Annotated in this window: 10 protein-coding genes and 1 pseudogene; 5 read left to right on the top strand and 6 right to left on the bottom strand. The window is 64.4% G+C overall.

Features of this window, described 5'->3' with window-relative positions; translation table 11 throughout:
* Window positions 1-52: 52 nt before the first annotated feature.
* A complete protein-coding gene (locus JQK15_RS17385; protein WP_214866626.1) occupies window positions 53-979 on the bottom strand; it encodes a sugar kinase in 927 nt (308 codons plus the stop codon).
* A 147-nt stretch (window positions 980-1,126) separates the two neighbouring features.
* Here JQK15_RS17385 and JQK15_RS17380 point away from each other — a divergent pair, with 147 nt between their 5' ends.
* Window positions 1,127-3,088, top strand: a complete 1,962-nt coding sequence (locus tag JQK15_RS17380; RefSeq protein WP_037512340.1) for a hybrid sensor histidine kinase/response regulator — start codon at window positions 1,127-1,129, stop codon at window positions 3,086-3,088.
* Between the two features lie 120 nt (window positions 3,089-3,208).
* Window positions 3,209-4,093: an alpha/beta fold hydrolase gene (locus JQK15_RS17375; RefSeq protein ID WP_063976691.1), complete on the top strand. Its 885-nt coding sequence runs from the start codon at window positions 3,209-3,211 to the stop codon at window positions 4,091-4,093.
* A gap of 9 nt (window positions 4,094-4,102) precedes the next feature.
* Here JQK15_RS17375 and JQK15_RS17370 read toward each other — a convergent pair whose 3' ends face one another.
* The gene (locus JQK15_RS17370) at window positions 4,103-5,032 is read right to left on the bottom strand and encodes an NAD(P)H-dependent flavin oxidoreductase (protein ID WP_214866625.1); all 930 of its coding nucleotides are present in this window, start codon (window positions 5,030-5,032) and stop codon (window positions 4,103-4,105) included.
* A gap of 138 nt (window positions 5,033-5,170) precedes the next feature.
* On the opposite strand from JQK15_RS17370, the gene JQK15_RS17365 reads away from it, so the two are divergent.
* Entirely contained in the window at window positions 5,171-6,226 is a 1,056-nt protein-coding gene (locus JQK15_RS17365) for a hypothetical protein (protein WP_214866624.1), read from the top strand.
* 70 nt (window positions 6,227-6,296) lie between these two features.
* Here JQK15_RS17365 and JQK15_RS17360 read toward each other — a convergent pair whose 3' ends face one another.
* On the bottom strand, window positions 6,297-7,520 hold the full coding sequence (locus JQK15_RS17360; protein WP_037512352.1) for a polyhydroxyalkanoate depolymerase: 1,224 nt from the start codon (window positions 7,518-7,520) through the stop codon (window positions 6,297-6,299).
* A 183-nt stretch (window positions 7,521-7,703) separates the two neighbouring features.
* Here JQK15_RS17360 and JQK15_RS17355 point away from each other — a divergent pair, with 183 nt between their 5' ends.
* The gene (locus JQK15_RS17355) at window positions 7,704-8,360 is read left to right on the top strand and encodes a glutathione S-transferase (protein ID WP_004207782.1); all 657 of its coding nucleotides are present in this window, start codon (window positions 7,704-7,706) and stop codon (window positions 8,358-8,360) included.
* Between the two features lie 43 nt (window positions 8,361-8,403).
* The gene (locus JQK15_RS17350; RefSeq protein ID WP_214866623.1) at window positions 8,404-10,071 is read left to right on the top strand and encodes a M28 family metallopeptidase; all 1,668 of its coding nucleotides are present in this window, start codon (window positions 8,404-8,406) and stop codon (window positions 10,069-10,071) included.
* 116 nt (window positions 10,072-10,187) lie between these two features.
* Here JQK15_RS17350 and JQK15_RS17345 read toward each other — a convergent pair whose 3' ends face one another.
* The 3 genes and pseudogenes from JQK15_RS17345 to JQK15_RS17340 form a co-directional block, all read right to left on the bottom strand.
* Window positions 10,188-11,546 (bottom strand): glycoside hydrolase family 27 protein, encoded by a 1,359-nt coding sequence (locus JQK15_RS17345; RefSeq protein ID WP_214866622.1) that lies wholly within the window; start codon window positions 11,544-11,546, stop codon window positions 10,188-10,190.
* 182 nt (window positions 11,547-11,728) lie between these two features.
* Window positions 11,729-11,905 (bottom strand): annotated as a pseudogene (locus JQK15_RS27685) (IS30 family transposase); the annotation flags it as partial.
* Window positions 11,906-11,920: 15 nt separating this feature from the next.
* A partial coding sequence (locus JQK15_RS17340; RefSeq protein WP_214866621.1) for an IS3 family transposase occupies window positions 11,921-12,620 on the bottom strand: 700 nt, incomplete at its 5' end.

Genomic DNA, 12,620 nt, shown 5'->3' with positions numbered 1-12,620 from the left:
GCGCTAGCACAGGGCGTGACCACAGGCCACGTCCCGTGCGATCGCTCCCGGCTCAGGCCGGCACCTTCTGGCCATAGGGCGCATCGGCATCGCGCGCCGGGATCGCACCGCGCCGACCGATATTCCAGCCGGCCAGACGGTGCCCGGCCAATGCCGCCTCTGCCGGCGCAGCGCCGGCCAGCCGCGCATGCAGATAGCCGCCGTTGAAGGCATCGCCCGCACCGCTCGAATCCACGACATCGACCCGCGCCGGCGGCGGCACCAGCACGCCACCGACCAGACAGCCTTCGGCGCCCAGCTTGACCACGATCTCGCGGCCATCACCCGCGCCCCAGCGGGCCGCGGCGTCGGCAGCATCATCCACCTCGCCCATTTCCACTTCGTCCGCCAGGGTCGGCAACCCGATGTCGCACAGTGCGATCGCCCGGTCGCGCCAGGCCCGCGCAGTCGCGGCGTCGCTCCATAGCCGCGGCCGATAATTGCCGTCGAAGGCGATCCGGCCGCCCCGCGCCCTCACCCGTTCGCACAGCGCCAGCAGCGCCTCGCGCCCGGCGTCCGGCAGGATGGCCAGGGTGATGAGCGAAAAATAGAGCAGGTCCGACTGACCGGCGGCATCAACCATGGCGCCGCTTTCGGGCAGGTCGAACATCGCCCGCGCCGCCGCTTCGCCGCGCCAATAATGGAAGCTGCGCTCGCCGGTCTCATCCGTCTCGATCGCATAGAGGCCGGTGGTCCGGCCGGGCGTGCCGATCAGCAGGCCGGTATCGACGCCTTCCGCTTCCCAAGCCTTGCGCAGATCCTCGCTCATAGGATCGGCGCCGATCGCGCTGGCAAAGCGCACCTTGTCCCCGGCCCGCGCCAGGTGGATCGCGGTGTTGATGACATCGCCACCATAGCGCAGATTCCAGCCATCGCCGCTGCCCCGGCTCAGTTCCAGCATTGCCTCGCCGATGACGGTGATAGTCGCGTCGCTTGCCATGTGATCCTCTCTGATTGAAGCAGCGTCGTGCGGGGCCTGCCCCATGAAGTCAAGCCGTTGCGATCCCGTCCCATATGGCGGAACAGATTGCATCGTGCCGCGTTTGCCACAGGCAAAGATACAGGATCGAAAATGTCAGGGGCGGAAATGGGGACGACAGAGACAGGCCAGCCGGTCAACCGGTTCGAATTGCTGGTCCAGAGCGTCACCGACTATGCGATCTTCATGCTCGATCCGGCCGGCTTCGTCGTCAGCTGGAATAGCGGGGCGCAGCGCATCAAGGGGTACAGCGCCGACGAGATTATCGGCCAGCATTTCTCCGCTTTCTATACGGAGGAAGACCGCGCTGCCCATGTGCCCGCCGCCGTTCTGCGCACCGCCGAGGTCGAAGGGCGGTTCGAGGCGGAAGGCTGGCGCCTGCGCAAGGATGGCACCCGCTTCTGGGCCAATGTGGTGATCGATCCGATCCGCGACCCCGCCGGCCACCTGCTCGGCTTTGCCAAGGTTACCCGCGACCTGACCGAACGTCGCGCCGCGCAGGAGGAACTGCGCCGCAGCGAGGAACGCTTCCGCCTGCTGGTGCAGAGCGTCACTGACTATGCCATCTACATGATCGATCCGGTCGGCACGATCACCAGCTGGAACAGCGGTGCCGAACGGTTCAAGGGCTATAGCGCCGAAGAGATTATGGGTCAGAATTTCGCCCGCTTCTATTCGGAGGAAGACCGCATGGCGGGCCTCCCCTCCCGTGCGCTCGACACCGCCCAGCGCGAAGGCCGGTTCGAGGCGGAGGGCTGGCGCATCCGCAAGGATGGCACCCGTTTCTGGGCCAGCGTCGTGATCGATCCGATCCGCGATCCGGCCGGCGAACTGCTGGGCTTTGCCAAGATCACCCGCGACCTCACCGAACGGCGCCAGGCGGCCCAGGCATTGGAGCAGGCGCGCGAGGCGATCTTCCAGAGCCAGAAAATGGACGCCATCGGCAAGCTGACTGGCGGTGTCGCCCATGATTTCAACAATCTTCTGGCCGTGATCGTCGGCAGCCTCGATCTCGCGCGACAGCGTCTTGCGGCCGGCGCGGACATCAGCCGCTATCTCGACAATGCCATGACCGCCGCCGATCGCGGCGCCACCCTGACCCAGCGGATGCTCGCCTTTGCCCGCAAGCAGGAACTCAAGCTGGAACAGGTCGACTGCATCGGGCTGATCCATGGCATGGCCGATCTGCTCAAGACCACGATCGGCAGCAGCGTCGCGATCGAGACGCGCTTCCCGCTGTCGCTGCGCCCGGCCCATGCCGACCCGGCCCAACTGGAGCTGGCGCTGATCAACCTGGCGGTCAATGCGCGTGACGCCATGCCCGACGGGGGCCGCCTGTTGATCGAGGGCAGCGAGATCACCCTGGCGCTAGGCGACCAGCCCGATCTCGCCGCGGGCAGCTTCATCCGCCTGACCGTCACGGACGAAGGCGAAGGCATGGACGAGGCAACGCTGGCCCGCGCCCGCGAACCCTTCTTCACCACCAAGGGGGTGGGCAAGGGAACCGGCCTTGGCCTGTCGATGATCCACGGCTTCACCCAGCAATGTGGTGGCGCGATGACCATCGCCAGCCAGCCCGGCAAGGGGACCAGCGTATCCATCTGGCTACCCGTCGCCCTGACCGACGCCAGCAACGAGCGGACGGCTATCCCGTGCGAACCGGACGAGCTGGAAACCGAACCGCTGGTCATCCTGGCGGTCGATGATGACGATCTGGTGCTGACCAATACCGCCGGCATGCTGGAAACGATGGGCCATACCGTGTTCCAGGCCGGATCGGGGCGAGAAGCGCTGCACATGCTGGAGCAGGGTCGCATCGATCTGGTCGTCACCGATCATGCCATGCCCGGCATGACCGGCGCGCAACTGGCCGACGCGATCGAGCAGGCCTATCCCGACCTGCCCGTGCTCATCATCACCGGCTATGCCGAACTGCCCGCCGATGCCAGCCGTCGCCTGCGCCTCGACAAGCCTTTCCGCCAGGCGGAACTGGCGATGATGGTGCATCGCATCCGCCACGACAGCGCTCTCCGCCGACTGGTTCCGATCGGCACCGATAGCCACCCCTGAAGTCATCCCCGACAATATGTGACAGAATTTCACATATTTTCTTGGCCTTATGTCTTGCCATCGTCATGCGCATGGCCGATGGCAATTGCATCCTGACCGCCAGCAACTCCACAGGATCGCATGAACAAAGCCACACAGCCGACGCCGACATCGCATTTCTTCACATCCCTGCGGACGCGGCTTCACTATCTCGACTGGGGCAATCCATCGGCGCCGCCGCTGATCCTGGTCCATGGCGGTTTCGACCATGCACGCAGCTGGGACTGGACGGCCCGCACGCTCGCCCGAGACTATCATGTCATCTGCCCCGACCTGCGCGGCCATGGCGACAGCGGCTGGTCGTCGGACGGCTCCTACATGATGGCCAATTATGTCTATGACCTGGCCCAGCTGGTCGAATTGCTCGATCGCCGGCCGGTCACCATCGTCGGCCATTCGCTGGGCGGATCGATCAGCCTGCGCTACACCGGTCTCTACCCCGAAAGCGTCGCGCGCGTGGTGGCGATCGAGGGACTGGGCCTGTCGCCCGACCGCATCGCCGAACAGGCCAAACGCAGTACCGAAGAGACATGGAAGGGCTGGATCGACACCCGTCGCACCAATGCCCGCCGCTCGCCGCGCCATTATGCCACGATCGAGGCCGCGGTCGCCCGCATGCGCGAACGCAACGACCATCTGTCGGTCGAACAGGCGCTGCACCTCACCCTCCACGGCGTGAACCGCAACGAGGATGGCAGCTATAGCTGGAAGTTCGATCCCTATCTGCACGGCGCCGCCCCCCAGGCCGGCACAGACGAAAATCTGCCCGACTTCTGGCGCCGCATCACCTGCCCGACGCTGCTGTGCCTCGGCCTCGACAGTTGGGCGTCAAACCCGGTCAAGGATGGTCGCATCGCCCATTTCCAGCAGGCCCGGCTGGTGGAATTTCCCCATGCCGGCCACTGGCTGCATCACGACCAGTTCGAGATGTTCGTCAAGGAACTGCGCGTCTTCCTGGCGGAATGAGGTACGGCCTCAGGCCATGAAGCCTGAAACCGCCGCCTGATATTCCGCCTTCAGCTGGGCAATGAAGGCGCCCGCCGGCTGCACCGCCTTGATCGCGCCAATGCCCTGGCCCGCGCCCCACACGTCGCGCCACGCCTTCTTGTCGCCGGCCAGGCTGGCGAAATCCATGTCGGCCGCCTTGGGCAGCTTGTCCGGGTCCAGCCCCGACGCGACGATGCTGGGGCGCAGATAATTGCCCAGCACGCCGGTGAAGACGTCGGAATAGACGATGTCGGCCGATGCGCTGTCGACGATCATGTCCTTGTAGGCGTCGAGCGCGTTCGCCTCGGTCGTGGCGATGAAGGGCGACCCCATATAGCCAAGGTCCGCGCCCATCATCCGCGCCGCCGCGATCGACCGGCCGGTCGCGATCGCGCCAGACAGCGCCAGCGGCCCGTCGAACCATTCGCGGATTTCCTGGACCAGAGCAAAGGGCGACAGCGTGCCGGCATGACCGCCCGCTCCCGCCGCCACCGCGATCAGGCCATCAGCGCCCTTCTCGATCGCCTTCCTGGCAAAGACATTGTTGATGACGTCGTGCAGCACGATGCCGCCATAGCTGTGGATCGCCTCATTCACCTTCTCCTGCGCGCCCAGCGAGGTGATGACGATCGGCACCTTATATTTGACGCACAGCGCCAGATCCTCTTCCAGCCGCGCATTGGTGCGATGGACGATCAGGTTGACAGCAAAGGGCGCATCCTGATCGGTCAGTTGCGCCCCCAGTTGCTGCAACCAGGCCTCGAACGTGCCGGACGGGCGTGCATTGAGCGACGGAAAGGCGCCGACGATGCCGGCACGGCATTGGGCAATCACCAGTTCCGGCTGCGAGATGATGAACATCGGCGACCCGATCAGCGGCAGGGACAAACGGCCTTGAAGCGAAGCCGGCAGGGTCATGATCGGGGTCTCTCCTTTATCTGTCCGAACCGCGCTATCATCGCTCCGCGCCCGGAAAAAGGCCAAAATCAACCGTATTGCTCAAGCAATACAGTGGTGCTATGATCCCGATCCAGGCCCGACAAGGAGTGCCCCAGAATGTATAGCGAGAGCGATCTGCAAGATGCCGTAGCGGCCGGCGCACTGACGCCCGCCAGCGCCCAGGCGCTGCGCGACCATGTCGCCGGCCTGCGCGCCAGTTCGGTGGACGAGGAACATTTTCGCCTGCTGACCGGCTTCAACGATATTTTCGTCGCCATCGCCTCGGTGATCCTGCTGGTCGCGGTCGCGGGACTCGGAAACGAGGTTCACCTCGGCATCACCACCCCGCACCAGCCGTCCTTCGTGTCCGGCCTGTTCGTCGCCGGCACCGCTTGGGGCCTGGCCGAATATTTCACGCGACGCCTGCGCATGGCGCTGCCTTCGATCCTGCTGCTGCTCGCCTTTGTCGGCGGCATCGCCTTCACCGCCGCACTGCTGATCGGACCAATGATCCCGGACGCGCAGAATGACGGCGCGGGTCTGGTCGCCTCGCTCGCCGGCCTCAGCGCCGCGATCGCCGCCTGGTTCCACTGGCGCCGCTTCATGGTGCCGATCACCGTCGCCGCCGGTGCTGCCGGCGCGGCCGCGATCGTTGGCGGCCTAGCCATGTGGCTGATCCCGTTCAGCCACACCCTGCCCTTCATCCTGCTGCTGGTCGCCGGCCTTGCCATCTTCACCCTCGCCATGCGCTGGGACATGAGCGATCCGGGCCGCACAAGCCGCCGCTCCGACGTCGCCTTCTGGCTGCACCTGACCGCCGCACCGATGATCGCCCATTCGCTGTTCCAATTGCTGGGCATCACCCATGGGCTGGTCGATGCGGGACAGGCCTTCCTGGTGATCCTGCTCTATCTCGCCTTCGGCCTGGTGGCGCTGGCGATCGACCGCCGCGCACTGCTGGTCTCCAGCCTCGCCTACGTCCTCTATGCGCTCTACAGCCTGTTCCAGAAGGTCGGCGCGGTCGAACTGTCCGCCGCGCTCACCGCGCTGGTGATCGGCGGCACGCTGCTGCTGCTCTCCGCCTTCTGGCACCGCGCCCGTGCCGCGATCGTCACTGGCCTGCCGCCGGCACTCGCCAGCCGCCTGCCCTATCTCAATCGCGCAGCTGCCTGATCAACCCAACGAAAAGGGGCCGCTTCCTCTACAGGAAGCGGCCCCTTTTTCACATCCATTGCCGGTGATGTCAGTTCATCGCCAGGATCATGTTGCGCACCTGGGGATAGACCTGCTTTTCCCATTTGCTGCCGGAAAAGACGCCATAATGGCCGACGCCCGGCTGCAGATGATGGCGCTTCAGATGCGGCCGCAGGCCGGTGCAAAGGCCATGGGCGGCCGACGTCTGGCCAACCGCGCAGACATCGTCCTTTTCGCCCTCGACCGTCAGCAGCGCCGTCTTGCGGATCGCGCCGGGGTTCACCGCCCGGCCATGGACCGTCAATTCGCCCTTGGCCAGCAACATGCGCTGGAACACCATGTCGACCGTTTCCAGGTAGAATTCCTTGGTCATGTCGAGGACCGCGAAATATTCCTGGTAGAAGGTCTTGATCTTGTCGGCCTCGATCGTCTTGCCGTCGGCCAGCAACTGATAGAGTTCGCGATGCTGCGACCCGTGCCGTTCCATGTTCATCGACATGAAGGCGGACAGTTGCAGGAAGCCGGGATAGACCTCGCGCCCGCGTCCGGCATAGCGGAACGGCACGGTGGAGATCAGATTCTCCTCGAACCATTCGATCGGCTTCTCGTTCGCCAGTTCGTTGACCACCGTCGGCGCCGCGCGCGGATCGATCGGCCCGCCCATCAGGGTCATCGACCTGGGCGTCGCCGCATCCTCATCCTCGGACATCAGCGCCACGGCGGCGAGTGCCGGCACACAGGGCTGGCACACTGACACCAGATGGGCGCCGGGGCCGATATCCTGCAGGAACTGGATCACATAATCGACATATTCGTCGAAACCGAAGCGCCCGGCTTCCATCGGCACGTCGCGGGCATTCTTCCAGTCCGTGATATAGACGTCATGGTCCTGCAACAGCGTCGCTACCGTGCTGCGCAGCAGGGTTGCGAAATGACCCGACATCGGTGCCACCACCAGCACCTTGGGCTGGGCGGTCTCGACATCGTCCTTCACGAAATGCAGCAGGTCGCCGAACGGCAGGTCGAGCACGATCTCCTCGCGCACCTCGACCTCGGCATTGCCGGTCTGGACGCGGTCAATGCCATAGGCCGGGCGCTTGTGGGTCATACGCGCGCCCTGGAACACGTCCATCAGCGCGAACATGCGGCGCGGCATCGGCCAGTCGGCGACCGGACCCATATGGTCGCGCATCGCCAGCGCCATCTGCGCCCCGAAGCGGGCCGGGGCCAGCATGTCTTCCATGGCCTGGTAACCGTCGTAAAGCATTCGCATATTACCAAAACAACCTTGTTCAACCTGGGGGAGACGACTCGGTTCTTCCCTTAAACGCTATACATGCTTTTCATGTTGCACTGCATCATGAATGATGGAAAATAACATTCGGCATATCTGCCAGGGAACCGCCCCTGCGATTTTGCGTTTGGGGGCCGGGAACCGTGTATCGGGAGAGCATGGATGGCCGTCGCGGAACTCACTCTATCCAGCAAGAACTATTCCTCCTGGTCGCTGCGCGGCTGGCTCTTGTGCCGGCTCGCCGGGCTGAAGGTGGAGGAAAGGATCATCGCCATCGATGATCCGGAAAATCGCGCCGAACTGTTGCTCTTGTCGCCATCGGTGCTGGTGCCGCGCCTCACCCATGAAGGGGCGAGCGTCTGGGACACGCTCGCAATCGCGGAATATCTGCACGAACTCTATCCCCAGGTCGGCATGTATCCCGCCGAACGCATCATCCGCGCCCATTGTCGGTCGGTCTCGGGCGAAATTCATTCGGGCTTCGCCAATCTGCGCTCTGCCCTGCCGATGAACCTCAAGGTCCGCCATGACCGCTTCCCGATCTTCTCGGGCGCCAAGCCCGATATCGAGCGGATCGAGACGATCTGGACCGAATGCCTGGACGCCTATGGCGGCCCCTGGCTGTTCGGGGAAAAGCCGACCGTGGCCGACGCCATGTTCGCACCGGTGGCGCAGCGCTTCCTCACCTATGCCGTGCCACTCTCACCCAGGTCGGCGGCCTATTGCGACACCATCAACGGCTGGCCGCTGATGCGCGAATGGATCGACGCCGCCCGCGCCGAACCCGACGATATCGAGGAACTGGATATCGAGTTCTGAAACGGCCCTTTCCCCCGCCCTGTGCGGGGGTTAAGGCACGGGCATGAAACACGCCCTCCCCCTCCTGGCCCTTGGCCTTGCCACCCTGTCCTTCCCCGCCAGCGCCCAGACCGATCCGGCGAAAACCGATCCGGCCAAGCTGGAACAGTCGGTTCGCACCATGGCGTCCGACCTGTTCGAGGGGCGCGCGCCCGGCACCGTGGGGGAAGAGCGCACGATCGGCTATCTCGTCGCCCGCTTCGAGCAGTTGGGGTTGGAACCGGGTGGTCCCGACGGCCAGTGGGTACAGACCGTGCCGCTGCTACACACCCGCCTTGGCCAGTCGGAAAGCCTGTCGGTCGCGCAAAATGGCGCCGCCACCCCCTGGACATTCGGTAAACAGGTCTATCTCTCGACCCTCCAGCCCAAGGACAAGGTCGCCGTCGCCAACGCGCCGATGGTCTTTGTCGGCTATGGCGTCTCCGCCCCGGAACGCGGCTGGGACGATTTCAAAGGCGTGGACCTCAAGGGCAAGATCGCCGTCTTCCTGATCAACGACCCGGACTTTGAAGCCGCGAAGGGCGAAGACCCGTTCGGCAAGTTCGGCGGCAAGACCATGACCTATTATGGCCGCTGGACCTACAAGTTCGAGGAAGCCGCCCGGCACGGCGCGATCGGCGCGCTGATCATCCATGACACGCCGGGCGCCGGCTATGGCTGGAACGTGGTCGTCAGCCCCGGCGGCGAGAATTATGATCTCGTCCGCCCCGCCGACAAGCTGACCAGCCTGCAGGTGCAGGGCTGGGTCGAGGGCGAGGCGGCAAAGGCCCTGTTCGCCGGCGCCGGTCAGGATCTGGCCGCTCTGCGCAAGCAAGCCCGCTCGGCGAAATTCAAGCCGGTCGAACTCAAGGGGGCCAGCTTCTCCGCCGCCTTCCCGGTCACCCAGGAAGTGGTGAAGAGCGCCAATGTCATCGCCCGCATCCCCGGTGCCAAGCGCCCGGACGAGACGGTCATGTATGGCGCCCACTGGGACGCCTATGGCAAGGGCGCGCCCGACGCGCAGGGCCGCATCTATCGTGCCGGCGCCAATGACGACGCGCTCGGCATGGCCGGCCTGTTCGAGATCGCCCGCATCTTCAAGGCCGGCCCCGCCCCCGATCGCTCGATCGTCTTCGCCGCCTGGACGGCGGAGGAACGCGGCCTGCTGGGATCGGAATTTTACGCCCAGAACCCGGTATACCCGCTCGACAAGACGGTCGCGAACCTCACCATCGACGTGCTCCAGACTGCCGGCAAGGCGAAGGACGTGATCCTGATCGGCAAGGGCCAGAATGTGCTGGAGGACGACCTTACCAAATTTGCAGCTAAGCAGGGCCGCGTCATCACCCAGGAAAGCCTGCCCGAACGCGGCCTCTTCTACCGCGCCGACCATTTCTCCATGGCCAAGCGCGGCGTGCCCGTGCTGCTGATGATGGGCCTTGCCGGTGCATCCGACATGGTCGACGGCGGCCGCGCCGCCGGCCAGGCATGGATCGATGCCTATACCGGCAAATGCTATCACCAGGCCTGCGACGCGGTCGACGATACATGGAAGCTGGATGGCGCCGCGCAGGATGTCGACCTGATGTATGACATCGGCCGCGACCTCGCCTTCTCGGCCCGCTGGCCCGAATGGAAAACCGGCTCCGAATTCAAGGCCATCCGCGACAAGAGCGCGGCGGTCCGGAAGTAACGCAACATCCTCCCCTCCCTTTCAAGGGAGGGGCCGGGGGTGGGTGGCGAGCGTAGCGAGCCTCCTTCGGAGGCACCCACCCCTTGATCCCCTCCCTTGAAAGGGAGGGGCGATAGTCAGGCCGCACTCAGCCGATACAGTCCCGCCCCATGCGGCGGCAGGATCGCGGCAACCCGGTCGCCTTCCAGTTTCATCACCGAGCCCTGCCAAAGATCGCGCATCTTGGTCGCCCCAGTGATCCCCAACTGGCTCAGGCTGATTTCCACGCCGCGCGTCTTTTCGCCCGTATTGAACAGCGCGACATAACGATCCCCACTCCCTTCGGCCTTCGCAGACCAGATACGCGCACCATCTTCCATGAAATGGGGCTGATTGTCGGTGCTCGCCTGATTGACCGCGATCACCTCCTTGTTGGTCAGCAACGCCAGCGTCGCCGCGTCCAGATGCCGCAGATCGCCGCCCATGATCAGCGGCGACCGCGCGATCGCCCACAGGGTCATCAGCGTCCGCTGCTCGTCCGGGGTGAAGCGGGTATCCCGCTCGCCCAGCGCCAGCCGCCCCAGCGGCAGCATGTCCGCATCCGGCCATGAACCCGGCCCGCGATAGGGCGTCCAATTCTCCAGCCGGGTGAACTGCGCCTCCAGCATCGCCCAGTCATCCCAGAAATCGTCGGAAATGCGCCACATCTGCGCATATTTCCGCACATGATCGCCACGCATCACCGGCGTTTCGCCGGGCGAGAGGCTGAGGATGATCGGCCGCCCGGTAGCAACGATCGCCTTGTGCGCCGCCTCGATCTCCGCCGCATGGGCGTCATAGGGCCGGCTCATATCGTCCATCTTGACGAAATCGACGCCCCAGTCGGCATAGAGGCGGAAGATGCTGTCATAATAGGCCTGCGCGCCCGGCCGCGTCATGTCGACGCCATACATGTCCGGGTTCCAGCTACAGATGCTCTTCCTGTCGGCAATGTCCGCCGCGCGATATTTCGTCCCCAAGATCGGCAGATTCTGTTCCACCGCCGCGCGCGGAATGCCGCGCATCACATGGATGCCGAATTTCATGCCTAGCGCATGCACGTCCTTGGCAAGCTGGGTGAAGCCCTTGCCCCCGGCGCTGGAGGGAAAACGGTTGGGCGCCGGGATCATCCGGCCATAGCCGTCCATCGCCGGCCTGGGCTTGGCATTATAGGTATAGCTCGACGCCTCGGGCTCATACCACTGAATGTCCACGGTGAAGATGTCATAGCCGAAGGGCAGCAGCTTTTCCGCCATGATCCCGGCGGTCTCGCGCGCCTGCGCCTCGGTGATGGTGGTGGCAAAGCTGTTCCAGCTATTCCATCCCATCGGCGGACGCGGCGCCAGCACCGCTTTTCCCGCTTCCGCCGGAGCTGCCCCCGCCCGCACTGCGCCAGCAGCCGCAAGCCCCGCCACACCACCCGCGAGCATATCGCGGCGGCTGGCCTTCCATGTCATCCTCATCATTTGTCGGAGTTAATAGGAAGGCGACAAAAATAGCAACAGCCGTTCGTTTCGAGCGTGTCGAGACATCTAGAGCCAAGCCGCCTGCACGAGTGCACCAGCCATCAAAAGACCAAGATGAGCGGCTAGCGGACACTCCCCTATTTCGTCGCCCCAGCGAAGGCTGGGGTGTGGACTCACGTTTGAAGTGCAACATGTGACTGACATTGAGAGAATGCCTCGGCGGGCGTTTTGAAGTCGAGGCATTTCCTGGGCGTATGGTTATATTGGTGGGCGGCAGCGAGAATGCTTGCCTGATCGATGGCGTCGAGGTTGGTTTTGCGCGGCAGGAAGCGGCGCAGTCGCCCGATTGAGTAGCCCCTAGTTTTCTAGACGCCTTCTGCTTTCAAAATCTGCTGCCGTTCGAACTGTGCGGGGGACAGCATCCCGTTCCTGACCTGCTTGCGGACCGGATTGTAGAACATCTCGATGTAATCGAACACGTCCTGCCGGGCTTCATCGCGTGTTTTGCAGGTCCGGCGCTTAATGCGCTCACGCTTGAGCGAGGAAAAGAAACTCTCGGCCACCGCGTTGTCGTGGCAGTTGCCACGCCGGCTCATCGAGTGCTCAAGATTGTGAGCCCGGATGAAGGCCGCCCAGTCCATGCTGGTGAACTGCGAGCCCTGATCCGAATGGATCAGCACCCGCTGCTTCGGCTTGCGCCGCCATACCGCCATGTGCAGCGCTTGCAGCACCGCATCGGTGGTCTGCCTGCTCTGCAGCGACCAGCCCACCACGCGGCGGGAATAAAGATCGATCACGACAGCCAGATAGGCAAAGCCCTCCAGAGTGCGGATGTAGGTGATGTCCGTCACCCAAGCCCGATCGGGAGCTGCGACGTCGAACTGACGATCCAGAGTATTGTCGACCGCCAGGGACGGTTTGCCGCCATAGCTGCTGGGCCGGCGCTTGTAGCCGACCTGCGCCCTGATACCCGCCAGCCTGGTCAACCGGGCAACGCGGTTGGGGCAGCAGGTCTCGCCATGATCCAGCAGGTCATCGTGTAGCTTGCGATAGCCGTAGACCTTA

This window comes from Sphingobium sp. BHU LFT2, from assembly GCF_018604485.1.
In the GTDB taxonomy this organism is placed as follows: Bacteria; Pseudomonadota; Alphaproteobacteria; order Sphingomonadales; family Sphingomonadaceae; genus Sphingobium; species Sphingobium yanoikuyae_A.
This window is presented reverse-complemented; position numbering and strand designations above follow the sequence as displayed.

Bases quoted from the DNA above. Each gene is read 5' to 3' on its own strand.
- JQK15_RS17345 (WP_214866622.1), bottom strand. From the start codon at position 11,546: ATGACATGGAAGGCCAGCCGCCGCGATATGCTCGCGGGTGGTGTGGCG.
- JQK15_RS17380 (WP_037512340.1), top strand. From the start codon at position 1,127: ATGGGGACGACAGAGACAGGCCAGCCGGTCAACCGGTTCGAATTGCTG.
- JQK15_RS17370 (WP_214866625.1), bottom strand. From the start codon at position 5,032: ATGACCCTGCCGGCTTCGCTTCAAGGCCGTTTGTCCCTGCCGCTGATC.
- JQK15_RS17355 (WP_004207782.1), top strand. From the start codon at position 7,704: ATGGCCGTCGCGGAACTCACTCTATCCAGCAAGAACTATTCCTCCTGG.
- JQK15_RS17350 (WP_214866623.1), top strand. From the start codon at position 8,404: ATGAAACACGCCCTCCCCCTCCTGGCCCTTGGCCTTGCCACCCTGTCC.
- JQK15_RS17365 (WP_214866624.1), top strand. From the start codon at position 5,171: ATGTATAGCGAGAGCGATCTGCAAGATGCCGTAGCGGCCGGCGCACTG.
- JQK15_RS17375 (WP_063976691.1), top strand. From the start codon at position 3,209: ATGAACAAAGCCACACAGCCGACGCCGACATCGCATTTCTTCACATCC.
- JQK15_RS17385 (WP_214866626.1), bottom strand. From the start codon at position 979: ATGGCAAGCGACGCGACTATCACCGTCATCGGCGAGGCAATGCTGGAA.
- JQK15_RS17360 (WP_037512352.1), bottom strand. From the start codon at position 7,520: ATGCGAATGCTTTACGACGGTTACCAGGCCATGGAAGACATGCTGGCC.